The organism is Nocardia sp. NBC_00416 (genome assembly GCF_036032445.1).
Taxonomy (GTDB): Bacteria; Actinomycetota; Actinomycetes; order Mycobacteriales; family Mycobacteriaceae; genus Nocardia.
The window spans coordinates 140,865-157,550 of sequence record NZ_CP107932.1 but is presented as its reverse complement, the minus strand read 5'-3'; the positions used below and the strand labels follow the sequence as shown (position 1 = coordinate 157,550).

The following is a 16,686-nucleotide window of genomic DNA, read 5'->3' as shown; positions in this document are numbered from 1 at the left end:
CGGGTACCGGCCGGAGCCGGCTCACACCGCGCGCACCAGGTCCTGCCGACCGCGCAGGTCGGCGAGCAGCACCTCGCCGCTGTGGAAAACCTCGATATCCTCACGCGCCTGTTCCGGCACACCCGCCGCGCCGAGAGCGCACCGCTTGAACGCGCGCGCCGCCGAACTCAGCCGGTGATGCGCCGAAAGAACGCGGCGGGCGAGTTCGACCGGAAGATCGTCGCCCCAGACAGCGAGTTCGGCCAGACCGTTGTCCAGACAGTCGATGGCGCCCTTGCGGACCCATTCGTTCGAGACGAAGACGTCCGGCGCGAGCAACACGCTCTCCGGCCAGGTGTCGTGCACCGGGGAGGCCATGGCGGTGGTGAGGTCCAGGACGGTCGCGCCGAGTATCTCCAGCGGGCGTACGTCGTCGTGTTCGGTGAGCACGGCCACCACCTCCCAGCCGCCCATCATGCGGTCGAAGATGAAACCACCGGCGTACCGCACCGCGTCCACGGTGTTGGGCGCGACGATGGCGAGCCGATGCCGCAGCGGGTGGCGCCGGGCGTGTGCGCGCATGGTGTCGACCGGGAGTAGGCCCGCGCCGACCACGTTGTCGGCGTCGAGCAGGCAATCAGCCGCACCGTCTCCATCCCGTGAACCGATCACCGGGCACTCCGTTCGATAAACCAACTGCTGAAACAGTAGGTTCGAACAGCACTCTGTGACCTACATCTCACCGAAATATTAAATGTGCGATACATCACAAACCCAGATCTTTGGCAATGATAACTTTCATGACCTCACTGGTCCCCGCGTAGATACGGGCTACCCGGGCATCGGTATAGAGCCTGGCTATCGGATACTCCATCATGTAGCCGTAGCCGCCGAACAGCTGCAGGCAGCGGTCCACCACCCGGGCCTGGGTCTCGGTGGCGAACAATTTCACGCGCGCGGCATCCGCGCCGGAGAGCTGCCCGTCCACGAGATCCCGTACCGCCCGATCGGCCATCGTCTGCGCCGCCTCGATCTCCGCGGAGATGGCGGCCAATTCGAACTTGGTGTTCTGGAACGACGCCACCGGGGTGCCGAACGCCTTGCGCTCCCGCACGTAGTCGATGGTCGCCGCCAGCGCGGCCCGCGCCTGGGCCACCGACCCCACCGCCACCGTCATCCGCTCCTGGGGCAGGTTGTGACCGAGGTACCCGAAGGCGGCGCCCTCGTCCCCGAGGCGGTTGGCCACCGGGACCCGCACATCGGTGAACGACAACTCCACGGTGTCCTGGACCTTGCACCCCATCTTGTCCAGTACCCGGCCGCGTTCGAAGCCGGCCATCCCGTTCTCCACCACCAGCAGCGTCAATCCGGCCCGCCGGTTGTCCGGGTCCGTGGCGGTGCGGGCCACCACGATCACCAGATCGGCGAGCAACCCGCCGGTGATGAAGGTCTTCGCGCCGTTGAGCACATAGTGGTCGCCGTCGCGCACGGCCGTGGTGCGGATACCGGCGAGATCGGATCCGGTACCCGGTTCGGTCATCGCGATCGCGGAGAGCAGGGAACCGTCCGCGAGACCGGGGAACCAGCGTTGCCGCTGCGCCCCGTCGGCGTACTCGAGGAAATACGGCAGGATCACGTCGAGCTGGGTGCGGACGGTACTGAGCGTCACCAACGCCCGCTGGGCCTCTTCCTGCAGCACCACGTTGTACCGGTAGTCCCGTACGCCCAGCCCGCCGTATTCCTCCGGGATAGCGGTACCGAGCAATCCGAGCTCACCGAGCCGCCGGAACACCGCACGCGGCAGCTGCCCTTGTTTCTCCCATTCGGGATAGTTCGGGACGATCTCCTTCTCGATGAATTCGCGCGCCAGATCCCGGAACGCTTCGTGGTCGGGGGTGAACAGATCGCGACGCATATTCTTCCTAGGAGAGCAGTTCGACGACGGTGGCGTTGGCGGTACCGCCGCCCTCGCACATGGTTTGCAGCCCGTACCGGATCCCGTTGTCCCGCATGTGGTGGATCATCCGAGTCATGAGCACGGCGCCGGAACCGCCGAGCGGATGCCCCAGCGCGATGGCGCCACCCAGTGGATTGAGCAGTTTCGGGTCGGCGCCGGTTTCGGCGAGCCAGGCCAGCGGCACCGGCGCGAACGCCTCGTTCACCTCGAAAACCCCGATATCCGATATCGCCAGACCGGTTTTGCGCAGCACCTTCGCGGTCGCGGGGATCGGTCCGGTGAGCATGAGTACAGGGTCGGCGCCGGTCACCGCGCCCGCGCGATAGCGCACGAGCGGCGTCAGACCCAGTTCGGCCGCCTTCTCCGGTGTGGTGACCAGCAGCGCGGCGGCGCCGTCGGAGATCTGGGAGGAGTTGCCGGCGTGAATGACTCCGTCGTCCTGGAACGCCGGTTTCAGATTCGCGAGTTTCTCCGCGGTGGTACCGCGCCGGATGCCCTCGTCCGTGTCGACCGTGCCACCCGCGGTGGTCTCCCCGGCCGGCGCGTCGACCGCGACGATCTGCGCGTCGAAAGCCCCCCGATCCTGCGCCGCGGCGGCCAGTTCGTGTGAACGGGCCGAGAACTCGTCGAGATCGGTCCGGGAGAATCCCCATTTGCCGGCGATGAGTTCCGCCGAAATACCCTGGTTGAACGAGAAGTCGTCGTACCGGGCCAATACTTGCGGGCCGTAGGGCCGACCGGTCGCGCGGGCGGCGCCCAGCGGTACCCGGCTCATCACCTCGACACCACCGGCCACGACCACATCCTGCTGTCCCGAGAGCACCGCCTGCGCCGCGAAGTCCAAGGCCTGCTGGCTGGATCCGCAAGCCCGGTTCACAGTGGTGCCCGGAATGGATTCGGGCCAGCCCGCGGCCAGCACCGCATAGCGACCGATATTGCTCGACTGGTCACCCACCTGGGATACGCAGCCCCACACCACATCGTCGACCAGCGCCGGATCCAGACCGGTGCGTTCGGCCAGCGCCCGCAGCACCACCGCGGACAGGTCCGCGGCATGCATCGCGGACAGGCCGCCCTTACGTTTGCCGACCGGTGTGCGCACCGCGCCGGCGATCACAGCTTCCCGCATCTACCCGCTCCCTTTCTCGCCGCCGGCCGGAGGCAGCGACCATGCGCCGGTGAACCGCGGGGTGCGCTTCCCGGCGAAGGCCGCATACGCCTCCGGCGCATCGGCTGTGGCGAAATTGACTCCCTGGGCCCGGGCCTCGCCGGCCAGAGCCTCTCGTAATGTATGGTCGGCGCCTTCGTTGAGAAGCGCTTTCGTCTGCGCCAACGCCACCGGGGGTCCGGCGGCGAGCCGATCCGCGAGATCGTCGGTGAACGCGTCGATCTCGTCGGCCGCGATCACCCAGGTCACCAGGCCGAGCGACTCGGCGTGTCCCGCGTCGACCGTCTCGGCCAACATCGCCAGGCGTTTCGCCTGCTGCAACCCGACCAGTTTCGGCAGCAGCCAGGAGCCGCCCAGATCCAGCGACAGACCGCGGCGCGCGAAGATCTGCGCGAAGGTCGCGTCCGGGGTCGCCACCACCAGGTCACAGCCCAGTGCCAGGTTCCAGCCCGCGCCGACGGCCACCCCGGTCACCTTCGCGACGGTCGGGATCGGCAGTTCGTGCAGGTGCAGAGCCAGATCGGTGAAGATACGCATCTTGTCCATCGGATGCCGGGCGTCGGGCACCGAGATATCGGCGCCGGAGCAGAACGCGCGACCGGCGCCGGTGAGCACCAGCGCCCGGACGGTGCGGTCACCGCCGGTATCGCGCAGGACATCGGCCAACGCACGCCACATCGCCCAGGTCATCGCGTTCTTACGGTGCGGCCGGTTCAGAGTCACCGTCCGCACTCCGTCCCGATCGGACACGATCAGTTCGGGCTCTCCGGTCGGCACGGCGTCGAGATCGGCCGGGCCGGGCCCGGCGCTCACGCCCGCTCCCCGTAGGCCGGACCGATCACCGCGGCGGCGCGCAGTTCGGCGATCTCCGCGGGAGTGCGGCCCAGTTCCCGCAATACGGCGTCGGTGTGCTCACCCAGACCCGGTACCGCACCCATCGGCGGCTCGAAACCGCTGATCACGGCCGGCGGCAACAGGGCGGGCACCGGCCCGCCCGGGCTGCCGACCTCGCGCCAGCGGTCCCGGGCCGCGAGCTGCGGATGGTCCAACAGTTCGGCGGTGGTGTTGTACCGCGAGTTCCCGATACCGGCTTCGTCGGCGGCCTTCTGTATCTCGGCCAGCGTGTGCCGCGCACACCAGCCCCCGATGGCTTCGTCGAGGGCCGCGCGGTGTCGCACCCGATCGGAATTCGAGGCGAACCGGGCGTCGTCGGCCAGATCCGTCCGGCCGAGGATCTCGCGGGCCAGCCGCTGCCATTCCCGGTCGTTGGTGGTCCCGAGTACCACGGTCTGCCCGTCGCCGGTTCCGTAGGAGCCGTACGGGGCGACCGCCGGTGAGCTCATACCCAGCGGCTGCTGCTCGACGCCGGAATGACGGGTGTAGTTCAGGTGGTAGCCCATCATCTCGGCCATGGTGTCGAAGAGGCTGAGACTGATCGAGCCGCCGCCGGAACCGATATCGCGGTAGCGCCCGCACAGCGTCGCCAGAATCGACAGCGCCGCATACAGCCCCGTCGTCACATCGGCGACCGCCGGGCCGGGCTTGGCCGGTTCCCCGGGCCGCCCGGTCACCGAGCACACACCGGACTCCGCCTGGACGAGCAGGTCGTAGGCACGTTTGTGGGACAGCGGCCCGCCCGCGCCGAACCCGTCGATCTCCAATGCGATCAGCCCCGGATAGCGCTCGGCCAGGTCCGCGGGCGCCAGTCCCAGCCGGGTGGTCGCCCCCGGCGCCAGATTCGACACCAGGACATCCGCACCGGCCAGCAGTTCGTGCAGGACCGCGATCCCCTGTTCGGATTTGAGGTCGAGGGTCACCGATTCCTTACCCCGGTTGACCCAGACGAAATGCGCCGCCTGCCCCGCCACTACCTCGTCATAGTGGCGGGCGAAATCACCGCCGGCCGGGTTCTCCACCTTGATCACCCGCGCACCGAAATCGGCGAGGGTGCGGGTGCACATGGGCGCCGAAACCGCTTGCTCCAGCGCCACCACCAGCACTCCCGCCAGCGGACCGGTAGCGGTCATCACATCACCATGCCGCCGTCGACCGGCAGCACCTGACCCGTCACGAACGAGGCGGCGTCGGAGGCCAGGAAGACGAACGCGCCGGCGACCTCGTCGGGTTCGGCCCACCGGCGCAGCGGGATACGGTTGAGCATCTGCTCGGCGAATTTCTCGTCGGTGCGGATGGTCTCGGTCATGGTCGTCGCCGCCAGCGGCGCGAGCGCGTTCACCAGGATGTTCTTCCGGGCGAGTTCGCGGGCCAGCGATTTCGTGACGCCGATGATCCCGGCCTTGGCCGCGGAATAGTTGACCTGCCCCAGCGTTCCGGTCAGGCCCGCGGACGAGGTCACGTTGATGATGCGGCCGGTGCCGTCGGTCGCCAGATACGGCAGTGCGGCCTGGCTGCAGTGGAAAGTCCCCAGCACGTGCACGTCGAAGATCTTGCGCATCGACTCCGGCGTGGTCTTCGAGAACATCGCCGGGGCGGTGATCCCGGCATTGTTCACCACGATATTGATGGTCCCGCCGCCCAATTCGGCGGCCTGCCGTGCCGCGGCCACCGCGGAATCGGCATCGGCCACGTTCAGCGCGGCGGCCTGCGCCGTCCCGCCGTCCGCGGTGATCTTCTCGGCGACCGCCGTGGCGGCGCCGCCGTCGAGGTCGGTGACCAGAACCGCCGCCCCCTGGGCGGCCAGCGCCCGGGCCACGGCCGAGCCGATACCCCCGGCGGCGCCGGTGACCAGGGCCGTGCGGCCGGTCAGATCGAACAGATCGTTCTTCGCTGCCATCAGTAGCTCCTCGGCATTCCCAATGTGTGCGACCCCAGATAGTTGAGGATCATTTCCTGACTGATCGGCGCGATCTTCATCACCCGTGCCTCCCGGAAATACCGGGACACGTGATATTCCTCCGAATACCCCATACCGCCGTGCGTCTGCATCGCCCGGTCCGCGGCCTCGAAACCGGCTTCCGCGCACAGATATTTGGCGGTATTGGCCTCGCGGCCACAGGGTTTGCCCTGGTCGTACAACCAGGTTGCTTTACGCAGCACCAATTCGGCCGCGTCGAGCCGGGTCAGCGAATCGGCCAGCGGGAACTGGATGCCCTGGTTCTTGCCGATCGGCCGCCCGAAGACTTCCCGCTCACAGGCGTATTTGACCGCGCGATCCAGTGCCACCCGGCCCAGACCGAGCGCTTCGGCCGCGATCAGCATCCGCTCGGGATTCAGGCCGTCGAGCAGATATTCGAAGCCGCGCCCTTCCTCGCCCACCCGGTCCGCCACCGGGATCCGCAGATCGTCGATGAACACCTCGTTGGAGGAGACCGCGTTGCGGCCCATCTTCGGAATGGGCCGGATATCGATGTGATCGCGGTCGATATCGGTGAGGAACAGCGTCATACCGCTGGTCTTCTTCTCGACCTCGTCGTACTTCTGTGTGCGGGTCAGCAGCAGGATCTTCTCCGACTCCAGCGCCTTGGAGATCCATACCTTGCGACCGTTCACCACATAGTGGTCGCCGTCGCGGCGGGCGAAAGTGGTGATACGACTGGTGTCCAGGCCCGCCCCCGGTTCGGTGACGCCGAAGCAGACGTGCAGATCACCGCGGGCGACCCGCGGCAGCGTGCGCTGTTTCAGTTCCTCCGAGCCGTGCACCACCACCGGCTGCATCCCGAAGATGGACATGTGGATCGAGGTGGCGGCGTTCATCCCGCCACCCGACCGGGACACCTGCTCGGCCAGGATGGAGGCCTCGGTGATCCCGAGGCCGTGCCCGCCGTACTCCTCGGGAATGGTGATGCCCAGCCAGCCGCCGTCGGCGATCGCGCGGTAGAACTCGGTGGGGAACTGATGTTCCCGGTCCTTCTCCATCCAGTACTGGTCGTCGAACTTACGGGCCAGCTCGGCCACGGAGTCCCGGATCAGCCGCTGATCCTCGGACAGCTCGAAACTCATACCGTCGGACATGTCGAACTCCTCTCGTCATCGCCGCCCCTCGGCCGGCTCGTCACCGCGAACAATCAGCGGCTCACCACTGTCCGGCCGGGCGGCCGCGCCGTCCGGCGCCGCACCGATACATCTCGAACGGTTCACCGGCATCCATTCGAGCGGGTCACCGTTGTCCTGACGCACGGATCACCACTGCGCGCGGAGCAGCCCGCCGCTGTGGACCGGAACGGCTCACCGCTGTGGGACCCCGACCTCGTCGTATTCCTCGCCGGCGCGATCGGGCAGCCGGTCGGCCAGCAGGGCCAGGTCGTAGGACTGCCGTGCCATCCAGTACCGCAGCACGCCGGTCAAGGAATACCGCAGGAACAGCGCCGCACCCACGATGCTCAGCGCGACCCCGGCCAGCGCGATGGTGAGCGCGTCGCGCTGTACCAGGGCGTCGGAGGTGTTGTGCGACATCAGATAGGCCAGCACCGCGACCACCGGGCCGAGGACGAGCAGGGTCACCCCGGCGCGCAACCACAGCGCACCGTGCCCGGCGGCGGGGTCGGGGATCTTCAGGTCCGCGAGCTCCTGGACGAAACGGTCCGCACGTGATGATTCGGTCATGAGGAACTTCCTAGATAGAGAGTGGCCAATTCGTTGCGCAGCCCGGAGTCGGGCGGGCCCTGATGTTCGACCCGGCCGCGGACCAGCACGGCGGCGGAGTCGGCGATATCCAGTACCGCGGCGGCGAATTGTTCGACGATCAGCACCGCGACCCCCTGCCGGGCGATCTCGGCCACCTGCTCGTAGAGTCGCCCCACCACCAAAGGCGCCAGACCCATGGATAATTCGTCGAGCATGAGCACCGCCGGATCGGTGGCCAGGCCACGCGCCAGCGCCAGCATCTGCTGTTCGCCGCCGGACAGCGTGCCCGCCGTTTGATCGGCCCGCTGGGCCAGAATCGGGAACCGGGCGAACGCGATCTCCTCGATCTGTGCCTTCGGCGTCCCGGTGAAGGTCATCATGAGCAGGTTGTCGCGCACCGTGAGATTCGGGAAGATCCCCCGGCCCTCCGGGATCAGGCACACCCCGGCTCGGGCGAGACCGCGGGGATCGACCCCGTTCACCGTGCGGCCGCCGAAACGCAGTTCGCCGTCCGCGATCGGATGCACTCCGGCGGCGACCGCGAGCGTGGTGGTCTTGCCCGCGCCGTTGGGCCCGAGCAGCGCCACCACCTCACCCGCCCGCACACTCAGATCGACACCGTGCAGCACGGTGATCGCACCGTAGGCCGCGCGGATACCGCGTAGTTCGAGCATGGTGGTCATGCGGCCCCCAGATACGCGGCGAGCACCTGTTCGTTCGCCCGGATCACATCCGGGGGTCCGTCGGCGATCACCGTGCCGAGATCCAGGACGTACATGTGATCGCAGACGCTCATCACCAGCCCCATATCGTGTTCCACCAGGACTACGGCGGTGCCGTCGGCGGCGACCGAGCGCAACAGGTCGGCGAAGCGATCCGTTTCCGTACTGTCCTGGCCGGCGGCGGGCTCGTCGAGCAGCAGCAAGGTCGGCCGCACCGCCAGCGCCCGCCCGACTTCCACCAGCCGGGCCAGGCCGGTGGGCAGCGCGTCGGCGAGATCCCCGGCTCGGGAGCCGAGTTCCAGGCGATCGATGATCTCGTCGGCGATCCTTTTCGCCTGCCGCGGCTGCGGCCCCAGTTCGGCCGCGACCAGCAGGTTGTCCCGGACCGAGAGCCGTCCGAACAGTTCGAGCCGCTGGAAGGTCCGCGCCATCCCCTGCCGGGCCCGACGCGCCGGGGCCAGCCGGGTGATATCGCGCTCCCCCAGGTGGATCCGGCCCGATGCCGGTCGCCGCAACCCGCAGATCACGTCGAACAGGGTGGACTTGCCCGCCCCGTTCGGCCCGATCAGTCCGGTCACCTGTCCCGCTTCGGCCCGCAGGCCGGCGCCGTCGAGCGCTCTGCGGCCCCCGAAGGTGACCGTGATATCGCTAACGTGCAGCAGTGATGGCATGCTCGAGCACCTCCTTGTCCGCGGCCCGCCACGGTCGTTTCACACCCCACCACTCGACCGGTACGTCCGACTCCGACGCCGCCGCGCGCTGTTCCCGGTTGTTCGCCCAGATCCGCACCGCGAAGACACCGATCGCCGAACCCCAGAACAGGATCCAGCCGTCGATCACACCGGCGAGGCGCAGCAACCACAGCACCACCGGGATGCCGGCCATCGTCGCCAGCGCGACCCGATTGCGGATCGCCGGCTCGAAACCCTCCCGGATCCGTGCCACGGCGCCGTGACTCACCACGCCGCCGCCGAAGGCGATACCGGCCAGTGCCGGGATGACGTGGATGAAGTTCTCGGTGGACGGGAAGAGCACCGGCACCGCCAGCAGCGGCCCGTAGAGCGCGACGCCGACGAACAGGCCGTTGCCCAGCGCACCGAGCCCGGCGAACACCGCCACCAGGAAGATCGGCATACCGGCGACGAAGTTGAACTGTTCCGGGGTCACCGACCCCATCTGCATCCCGTAGAGGGCGCCGCCGAGACCGGCCAGCCCCGCGCTGAGCGCGAAGACCGCGACCTTGGCCAGCAACAGGTTCCCGCCCAGCGTGGCGTAGGCGGCCTCGCTGTCGCGCAGGGCGATCAGTCGCCGGCCGAACCGCCCGCGCCGCAGTGCCGCGACCCCGAGGGTGGCCACCGCCAGGCAGACCGCCGCGAACACGGTGATCCCCGCGGCCGTGTCCAGCTCGAGCCCGAAGAATGTCACCCCGGCCACTTCGACCGATCCCTGGTCGAAGAACGAGATCCGTACCCCGGCTATCTCGAACGCGGGCAGGGTGAAGATCCAGCGGTCCAGGATCACCGCGAACGCGGCGGTGCCCAGGGCCAGGTACACACCCGACAATCGCAGTGCCGGTATCGCGACCAGCGCACCGGCGATCGCGGCGATCAGCACCGCCCCGATCAACCCCCACCACTGGCCGTCCGGGGCCAGATGCGCGTAGGCGACCGCCCCGATGCCCGCCATGCTCAGCTGGGCCAGCGAGATCTGCCCCGCGTATCCGGACAGCGGTACGAACGACAACGCGATCACCCCGAACGCGAACATCGGCCCGTAGGCGATCAGATCGCTTTCGCCCAGTGTGGTGGCGACCATGAGACCGAGCACCACGATCACCGCGGCGAAGAACACCGCACCGCTGCGCGACGGAGTGGGTACCGGACTGAGTTTGCGGTCCCTGCCGCGCAGTCGGCCGTGCGGGAACAGCAGCAGCGCGGCCAGCAACAGCAGTGCCGGCGCCGCCAGCCGCAGACCCGGAAGGTACTCGTTCTGCGGCAGATATCCGGTCAGGTAGCTCTCCATCAGACCCACCACGACGGCGCCGAAGAAGGTCATGGGCAGGCTGCGCAACCGCCCGAAGATCGCCGCGGTGTAGGCGCTGACGATCAGCAGCGACAGTGTGGCAGCGTCCAGCGACACCGTCGGCGCGATGAGAATCCCGCCCACCGCGGCCAATTCGATGCCCAGAATCCAGGCGACCCGGTTCGCTCGGACCGGGTCCGCGCCGGTGAGCCCGGCCAGCGCCCGATCGTCCACGGTGGCCCGCATCTCCGCACCGGTGCGGGTGTTGAACAGCAGTACCCGCAGCGCCACCGCCACCGCGACGGCCACCAGCATGGTGAGCGCCTGATGCCAGGTGACCGTCGCCGCGCCGAGCCGGAGCGGTTCGGCGTCGGGGAAGAAGGTGGGCAGCGTACGCGCTCGCATCGGATCCCAGATCCAGCGCGCGGTCGCGATGAGGCCGCTCAGCAGCGCGACCGTCATCACCAGTTTCTCCGCGTCACCGAGCCCCTGGACAGCCCGCAGTGCCCGTTCCACGAGCAGACCGGACAGCGGCGCCAGCACCAGCAGTACGACCGCCAGCGCGATCGGTACCGGCACTCCCCACCCGGCGGTGAGCTGCCAGTAGGAGAAGGCCGCCATCATTCCGGCGGCGCCGTGCGCGAAGTTGAAGATCCCGGTCGTCGTATGGGTGAGCACCAGACCGCTGCCGATGACGGCGTAGACGGCCGCGGTGCTCAGCCCGACGATCCCGAAGGCGAGGAATTGATCCATGACGGGTTACTTGACGTCTGCCATGGTCTTGCCGACATCGGCGAGCGTCAGCGGCTCACCGTAGTTGCCGGTGTAACGGTAGGGCGGGGTGTTGCACCGAAACAGGCCGTTGTCGGCGGCGAATTCCGGGGCCTTCCAGCCCTCCGGCGTGGCCCGCATGACATTGAAGCAGGTCGGCGGGGCGTCCCGGTTCGTCAGATCGTTCGGGCTGTGCAGCCCGCCGCCGCTCCAGGCGGCTTCCTGCTGAGCAGCTTGGATCAAGCAGGTCCGGGTCAGTTCGGCACCGCAGCTGCTCGCGGACTTCGCGAACAGCAGCCAGGCCGAGAAGGCGCGCACAGCCGGGAGGGTGATCACCGCATCGGGCGCGTACTTCTTGTACAGATCCTGGAGCTGCCGCATCGCCGGAGACTGGTCGGCCAGCTGCGGCGGCACCACTCCGCCCAGGTCGACGAGATTGTTCTGGAAGCTCGCCGAGCGACCGAGCAGGTCGACATAGTCGGGCCTGAAGGCGTTGTTGTTCGGATCGATCCAGTCGAGCTTGTAGTCCATCGAGGTCAGCTTCTCCTCGAGTTTGGTCAGCGGCCCGTCCTCGCCGTACCAGACCAGCCCGCGCACTCCACTGTTCTTGATGGCCTGCGCGTAGGGTGTCCAGTCGGTCACCCCGCCCACCGGGTACAGCTGGTTGTAGATCACCTTGGCGCCCATCGCGTTCAGCGATTCGACGGCCTTGTCACCGAGGACCTTGGTGACCGGGGAGTCACCGTTGATGATGCCGACGGCACCGGCGGATTGCGGGTAGGCCTCTTTGGTCAGCCACTGCCGGAACGCGTTGTAGGGGTCCCAGTGGGCGTAGGTGCTCGGCGAGGGAATCACCTGCAGATCGGTGCCCAGGTTGGGCTGCTGCGACACCTGCGCCGGGATATCGGGCAGCGTGCATTCGAGGCGTTCCTTCGTACCGAGGCCGTCCAGTCCGGCGCCGCCGCCGACCAGCGCGAAATCGGTGCGGCAGGCCTCCACCATCTTCTGGCGGACCGCCATCACCTTCGAATCGTGGGTCTGTGTCGTGATCTTGCGGCCGTTGATTCCGCCCGCCGCGTTGCACCAGGACGTGAAGACCTCGGCGGCATCGATGAATTCGGGGTTCTTCGAGTAGCCGACGTCGGAGAAGACGCCGACGGTGATCTCGCTGTCGGTGACGCCCTGGGTCGGGGCGCCCGCGGCGTCGCCGCCCTTGCAGACACCGGTCAGATCACCGAAATCGGCGACCACTGTTTCTTCCGAGGAGGAGTTCTCGGTTTCACTACCGGTACGGCCTCCACAACCCGCAGTGGCGAGCAACGCCACTGCGAGCAGGCCGGCGGCTATGCGCTTCGGTCTCACGACGGTCCTTTCTGCGCTGGGCCCCATCGGCCAGCCGATCGTCATCGGGCGAGAAATATGGCCCGCCCGTACACCGAGCTCCGCCTCGGACCTCCCGGCGGACCGGATCGTTTCCCGAGCTCTCGGTGAATGAAAACTAGCTTCTCACTTATCGAGAATCAATATCCTATTTTTCGAGTACCCCGACCCGCGCGGAGCGCGATCCGCCGGCGGAACACTTCCGCGTCACCGAGTCGGCACAGGCCCGCGACCTGTCGATAAGCCTCCACGTTGACTAACGGCTCGCCGCATGGAAACCTGTTATCCGTAAACGAGAATACCATTCTCATCGAGAGGAGGCCCGATGCGTGTTCCGCCGCTCCCCGCGGACCAGTGGGACGAGGAAGTCGACGCCGCGCTGCGGGTGATGCTTCCGCGCCGGCTGCGCAATCCGGAATCCGCGAGCAACGCCCTGTCGACCCTGGTCCGGCATCCGGCGCTGACCAAGGCGTTCCTCACCCTGAACGTCCATCTGCTGTTCGAGTCCGCGCTTCCGGCCCGGCTGCGCGAGCTCGCCATTCTGCGGGTCGCGCATCTGCGCGACTGTGTCTACGAGTGGAATCACCACCGAGAAGCAGCTCTGAAAGAAGGGATCACCGAGCCGGAGATCGACGCGGTCCGCCGCGGCGAGGCCGCCGGCGATCTCGATCAGCTGATCCTGCGCGCGGTCGACGAACTCGACGAGAAAGCCAACCTGTCCGACGCCACCTGGGACGCGCTGTGCGCACAGCTCGACGAACACCAGCGGATGGATCTCATCTTCACCGTCGGCACCTACAACACGCTCGCCGCGGCTTTCAACACCTTCGGCGTCCGATCCGAGTACGAGAGGTAGTCCCTTGGCACACTTCAACAAACCGGCAGCGGGTAGCTGGACCGAGCATTACCCGGACCTGGGCACCGAACCGGTCGATTACTCCGACTCCATCGATCCCCAGTTCTACGAGGACGAGCGCGAGGCGATCTTCAAGCGCACCTGGCTCAATGTCGGCCGGGTGGAACGGCTACCGCGCAAGGGCAGCTACTTCACCAAGGAACTCCCCTCGGCGGGCACCTCGCTGATCATCGTCCGCGGTAACGACAACGAGATCCACGCCTATCACAACGTCTGCCGCCACCGGGGCAACAAACTCGTCTGGGACGATTTCCCCAACGAGGAGACCTCGGGCTTCTGCAAACAGTTCACCTGCAAATACCACGCCTGGCGCTACAGCCTCGAAGGCGAACTGACCTTCGTCCAGCAGGAGAAGGAATTCTTCGGCCTGGACCGCGCCGACTACGGACTCAAAGATGTGCGCTGCGAGGTGTGGGAGGGGTTCATCTTCGTCAACCTCGACCATGACGCGGAACCGCTGACGACCTTCCTCGGTCCGATGATCAAGGGGCTGGAGGGTTATCCGTTCCATGAGATGACCGAGGTGTTCAGCTACAAGGCCGAGGTCGGCAGCAACTGGAAGCTGTTCATCGACGCCTTCGCCGAGTTCTACCACGCACCGATCCTGCACATGAAGCAGGCGGTCAAGGACGAGGCGGACAAACTCGCCGGCTACGGCTACGAGGCGCTGCACTACGACCTGCAGCCGCCGCATTCGATGATCTCGTCCTGGGGCGGGATGGCGCCGCCCAAGGATCTGAACATGGTCAAGCCGATCGAGCGCATCCTGCGCAGCGGCCTGTTCGGGCCGTGGGACCGGCCCGATATCGAAGGCCTGGATCCACTGCCCGTGGGCATCAATCCGGCCGGTCACAAAGCCTGGGGCGTGGACGAATTCGAGATCTGGCCCAATTTCTCGCTGCTGTTCTGGGCGCCCGGCTGGTACCTCACCTACCACTACTGGCCGACCGCGGTGAACAAACACATCTTCGAGGCGAACCTGTATTTCGTGCCCGCGAAGAACGCTCGGGAACGGCTGGCCCAGGAGCTGGCGGGAGTGACCTTCAAGGAATACGCGCTGCAGGACGCCAACACCCTCGAGGCCACCCAGACGATGATCGCGACCCGCACAGTCACCGATTTCCCGCTCAACGATCAGGAGATCCTGCTGCGCCACCTGCACAAGACCGCCCAGGACAAGGTCAAGGAGTACCGCAATGGCAACTGAGTCGAAACTGCCCGCCGAATTCGCCGATCTGGCGAGGTTCGAGGACTGGATCCTGGCGACCGAGCCCGAGCGCTACACCAAACGCCTCGCCTCGACCATGCCGGAGATGCAGGACTTCTACGACGCCGGTATGGCGCGGCTCGAGGACGCCATCGCCTACTGCGACCGGTTCGACCTCGACGACCTCCCCGACGACGCGCGCAACCTCTTCCACCTGATGCAATCCCTGGTGATGGCCTCGTTCCCGGTGGAGGTCTGGAAGCAGCCCCGAGTGCCCGACAGCGGCGCGGCGTACCTGGACATCGTGCGGGAGCCGGTGGTGTGAGCATGCTGACTCTGCGAGCCGCCGGGCTCCTCGACGTGGACACCGGCGAGATCATCCGGCCCGGCATCCTGCGCATCGAGGGCGATCGGATCGTCGGAGTCGGCGAGGGAGGCGCCGGAGCGGCGGCGGGAGAATCCGACGAGGTCCTGGACCTGGGCGATCTCATCCTGCTCCCGGGGTTCATGGATATGGAGGTCAACCTGCTGATGGGTGGGCGAGGCGAAACCGGCCTCGTCTCCTCGGTGCAGGACGACCCACCACTGCGCATGTTGCGCGCGGTGGGCAATGCCCGGCGCACCCTGCGCGCCGGGTTCACCACCGTGCGCAACCTCGGACTGTTCGTCAAGACCGGCGGCTACCTCCTGGATGTGGCGCTGGGTAAAGCGATCGACGCGGGCTGGATCGACGGGCCGCGAATCGTGCCGGCCGGCCACGCCATCACCCCGACCGGGGGGCATCTGGATCCCACGATGTTCGCCGCGTTCGCACCGAATGTCCTGCAGCTGACATTGGAGGAGGGCATCGCCAACGGTGTCGACGAGGTACGCAAAGCGGTCCGGTACCAGATCAAGCACGGCGCTCAGCTGATCAAGATCTGCGTGTCCGGCGGAGTGATGTCGTTGACGGGCGCTCCTGGTGCACAGCACTATTCGACCGAGGAACTACGCGCGATCGTGGACGAGGCACACCGGCGCGGTCTGCGTGTCGCCGCGCACACCCACGGCGCGGAGGCGGTCAAGGAGGCGGTCCGGGCCGGGATCGACTGTATCGAGCACGGCTTCCTGGTGGACGACGAAGCCATCGACATGATGGTGCGGGCCGGCACCTATCTGGTGCCGACCACCCGGCTCGCCGACGCCATGGACGTATCCAAGGCCGCCCCCGAGTTGCAGGCCAAGGCCGCCGAGATGTTCCCGAAGGCACGCACTTCGGTGAAGGCGGCCTTCGACGCCGGGGTCAAGATCGCGGTGGGTACCGACGCGCCGGCCATTCCGCACGGCCGCAATGCCGACGAACTCGTGGCATTGGTGGAACGCGGCCTGGACCCGCTGTCGGTATTGCGCGCGGCCACGGTCGTCGCGGCCGATCTGATCCAGGTGAACGATCGCGGCCGGTTGGCCGAAGGACTGCTCGCGGATGTGATCGGGGTACCCGGCGATCCGCTGGCCGATATCACCGTCACCCAGCAGGTGCGGTTCGTCATGAAAGGCGGAAAGGTCTATGGCGGCAATCGATGACCTGATCGAGATCCAGCAGTTGCTCGCCCGCTACGCGGTGACCATCACCAAGGGCGATATCGACGGCTTGATCGGTGTGTTCACCCCCGACGGCACCTACAGCGCGTTCGGCGATATCTACACCCTCGAGGTATTCCCCGAACTAGTGGACGCCGCCCCCAGAGGACTGTTCCTCACCGGGACTCCGCTCATCGAACTGGACGGCGATACCGGCACCGGCACCCAGCCGCTGTGCTTCGTCGAGCAGTCCAGCCACGATATGCGGATCGGCTACTACAGCGATACCTATCTGCGCACCGAGCAGGGCTGGCGGTTGCGCACCCGCGCCATGACCTTCATCCGGCGCAGCGGTATCCACGATTCCGGTATCCCGCACGCCTTCGAGCGGCCCACGGTATGAGCGGTCAGGCCCGAAGG

17 protein-coding genes are annotated in these 16,686 nt (G+C 67.2%); 5 read left to right on the top strand and 12 right to left on the bottom strand.

Annotated features, from left to right (window positions below):
• Positions 1-21 precede the first annotated feature (21 nt).
• The 12 genes from OG804_RS00765 to OG804_RS00710 all read right to left on the bottom strand — a co-directional run bounded on the left by OG804_RS00765 (position 22) and on the right by OG804_RS00710 (position 12,565).
• Positions 22-651 (bottom strand): hypothetical protein, encoded by a 630-nt coding sequence (locus OG804_RS00765; protein ID WP_328392782.1) that lies wholly within the window; start codon positions 649-651, stop codon positions 22-24.
• A gap of 94 nt (positions 652-745) precedes the next feature.
• Positions 746-1,894 carry an acyl-CoA dehydrogenase family protein gene (locus OG804_RS00760; protein WP_328392780.1) on the bottom strand — a complete coding sequence of 383 codons (1,149 nt, stop codon included), beginning with the start codon at positions 1,892-1,894 and terminating at the stop codon, positions 746-748.
• Between the two features lie 7 nt (positions 1,895-1,901).
• Positions 1,902-3,065 (bottom strand): thiolase family protein, encoded by a 1,164-nt coding sequence (locus OG804_RS00755; protein WP_328392778.1) that lies wholly within the window; start codon positions 3,063-3,065, stop codon positions 1,902-1,904.
• Entirely contained in the window at positions 3,066-3,917 is an 852-nt protein-coding gene (locus OG804_RS00750; protein WP_328392776.1) for an enoyl-CoA hydratase/isomerase family protein, read from the bottom strand. It lies immediately after the preceding gene.
• Positions 3,914-5,131: a CaiB/BaiF CoA transferase family protein gene (locus tag OG804_RS00745; RefSeq protein WP_328392774.1), complete on the bottom strand. Its 1,218-nt coding sequence runs from the start codon at positions 5,129-5,131 to the stop codon at positions 3,914-3,916. Before OG804_RS00745 ends, OG804_RS00750 begins: the two co-directional genes overlap by 4 nt.
• A complete protein-coding gene (locus OG804_RS00740) occupies positions 5,131-5,898 on the bottom strand; it encodes an SDR family NAD(P)-dependent oxidoreductase (RefSeq protein WP_328392772.1) in 768 nt (255 codons plus the stop codon). Before OG804_RS00740 ends, OG804_RS00745 begins: the two co-directional genes overlap by 1 nt.
• A complete protein-coding gene (locus OG804_RS00735) occupies positions 5,898-7,064 on the bottom strand; it encodes an acyl-CoA dehydrogenase family protein (protein ID WP_328398176.1) in 1,167 nt (388 codons plus the stop codon). Before OG804_RS00735 ends, OG804_RS00740 begins: the two co-directional genes overlap by 1 nt.
• Before the next feature lie 225 nt (positions 7,065-7,289).
• Positions 7,290-7,667 (bottom strand): hypothetical protein, encoded by a 378-nt coding sequence (locus OG804_RS00730; RefSeq protein WP_328392770.1) that lies wholly within the window; start codon positions 7,665-7,667, stop codon positions 7,290-7,292.
• Positions 7,664-8,371, bottom strand: coding sequence for an ABC transporter ATP-binding protein (locus OG804_RS00725; protein WP_328392768.1), 708 nt, complete (start codon positions 8,369-8,371; stop codon positions 7,664-7,666). Before OG804_RS00725 ends, OG804_RS00730 begins: the two co-directional genes overlap by 4 nt.
• Positions 8,368-9,081 carry an ABC transporter ATP-binding protein gene (locus OG804_RS00720; RefSeq protein ID WP_328392766.1) on the bottom strand — a complete coding sequence of 238 codons (714 nt, stop codon included), beginning with the start codon at positions 9,079-9,081 and terminating at the stop codon, positions 8,368-8,370. Before OG804_RS00720 ends, OG804_RS00725 begins: the two co-directional genes overlap by 4 nt.
• Positions 9,059-11,185 carry a branched-chain amino acid ABC transporter permease gene (locus OG804_RS00715; RefSeq protein WP_328392764.1) on the bottom strand — a complete coding sequence of 709 codons (2,127 nt, stop codon included), beginning with the start codon at positions 11,183-11,185 and terminating at the stop codon, positions 9,059-9,061. Before OG804_RS00715 ends, OG804_RS00720 begins: the two co-directional genes overlap by 23 nt.
• Positions 11,186-11,191: 6 nt before the next feature.
• Complete coding sequence (locus OG804_RS00710; protein WP_328392762.1) at positions 11,192-12,565, bottom strand: ABC transporter substrate-binding protein; 1,374 nt, start codon at positions 12,563-12,565, stop codon at positions 11,192-11,194.
• A gap of 343 nt (positions 12,566-12,908) precedes the next feature.
• Here OG804_RS00710 and OG804_RS00705 point away from each other — a divergent pair, with 343 nt between their 5' ends.
• The 5 genes from OG804_RS00705 to OG804_RS00685 are packed head-to-tail and all read left to right on the top strand — an operon-like array spanning position 12,909 to position 16,669.
• The gene (locus tag OG804_RS00705) at positions 12,909-13,439 is read left to right on the top strand and encodes a carboxymuconolactone decarboxylase family protein (protein WP_328392760.1); all 531 of its coding nucleotides are present in this window, start codon (positions 12,909-12,911) and stop codon (positions 13,437-13,439) included.
• A gap of 4 nt (positions 13,440-13,443) precedes the next feature.
• Positions 13,444-14,706 carry an aromatic ring-hydroxylating oxygenase subunit alpha gene (locus tag OG804_RS00700; protein WP_328392758.1) on the top strand — a complete coding sequence of 421 codons (1,263 nt, stop codon included), beginning with the start codon at positions 13,444-13,446 and terminating at the stop codon, positions 14,704-14,706.
• Entirely contained in the window at positions 14,696-15,031 is a 336-nt protein-coding gene (locus OG804_RS00695) for a hypothetical protein (RefSeq protein WP_328392756.1), read from the top strand. The genes OG804_RS00700 and OG804_RS00695 overlap by 11 nt, the downstream gene beginning before the upstream one ends.
• 2 nt (positions 15,032-15,033) lie before the next feature.
• A complete protein-coding gene (locus OG804_RS00690) occupies positions 15,034-16,269 on the top strand; it encodes a metal-dependent hydrolase family protein (RefSeq protein WP_328392754.1) in 1,236 nt (411 codons plus the stop codon).
• A complete protein-coding gene (locus OG804_RS00685; RefSeq protein WP_328392752.1) occupies positions 16,253-16,669 on the top strand; it encodes a nuclear transport factor 2 family protein in 417 nt (138 codons plus the stop codon). The genes OG804_RS00690 and OG804_RS00685 overlap by 17 nt, the downstream gene beginning before the upstream one ends.
• Positions 16,670-16,686 lie beyond the last annotated feature (17 nt).

Bases quoted from the DNA above. Each gene is read 5' to 3' on its own strand.
- OG804_RS00695 (WP_328392756.1), top strand. From the start codon at position 14,696: ATGGCAACTGAGTCGAAACTGCCCGCCGAATTCGCCGATCTGGCGAGG.
- OG804_RS00720 (WP_328392766.1), bottom strand. From the start codon at position 9,081: ATGCCATCACTGCTGCACGTTAGCGATATCACGGTCACCTTCGGGGGC.
- OG804_RS00740 (WP_328392772.1), bottom strand. From the start codon at position 5,898: ATGGCAGCGAAGAACGATCTGTTCGATCTGACCGGCCGCACGGCCCTG.
- OG804_RS00730 (WP_328392770.1), bottom strand. From the start codon at position 7,667: ATGACCGAATCATCACGTGCGGACCGTTTCGTCCAGGAGCTCGCGGAC.
- OG804_RS00745 (WP_328392774.1), bottom strand. From the start codon at position 5,131: ATGACCGCTACCGGTCCGCTGGCGGGAGTGCTGGTGGTGGCGCTGGAG.
- OG804_RS00685 (WP_328392752.1), top strand. From the start codon at position 16,253: ATGGCGGCAATCGATGACCTGATCGAGATCCAGCAGTTGCTCGCCCGC.
- OG804_RS00715 (WP_328392764.1), bottom strand. From the start codon at position 11,185: ATGGATCAATTCCTCGCCTTCGGGATCGTCGGGCTGAGCACCGCGGCC.
- OG804_RS00705 (WP_328392760.1), top strand. From the start codon at position 12,909: ATGCGTGTTCCGCCGCTCCCCGCGGACCAGTGGGACGAGGAAGTCGAC.
- OG804_RS00690 (WP_328392754.1), top strand. From the start codon at position 15,034: ATGCTGACTCTGCGAGCCGCCGGGCTCCTCGACGTGGACACCGGCGAG.
- OG804_RS00735 (WP_328398176.1), bottom strand. From the start codon at position 7,064: ATGAGTTTCGAGCTGTCCGAGGATCAGCGGCTGATCCGGGACTCCGTG.
- OG804_RS00755 (WP_328392778.1), bottom strand. From the start codon at position 3,065: ATGCGGGAAGCTGTGATCGCCGGCGCGGTGCGCACACCGGTCGGCAAA.
- OG804_RS00725 (WP_328392768.1), bottom strand. From the start codon at position 8,371: ATGACCACCATGCTCGAACTACGCGGTATCCGCGCGGCCTACGGTGCG.
- OG804_RS00760 (WP_328392780.1), bottom strand. From the start codon at position 1,894: ATGCGTCGCGATCTGTTCACCCCCGACCACGAAGCGTTCCGGGATCTG.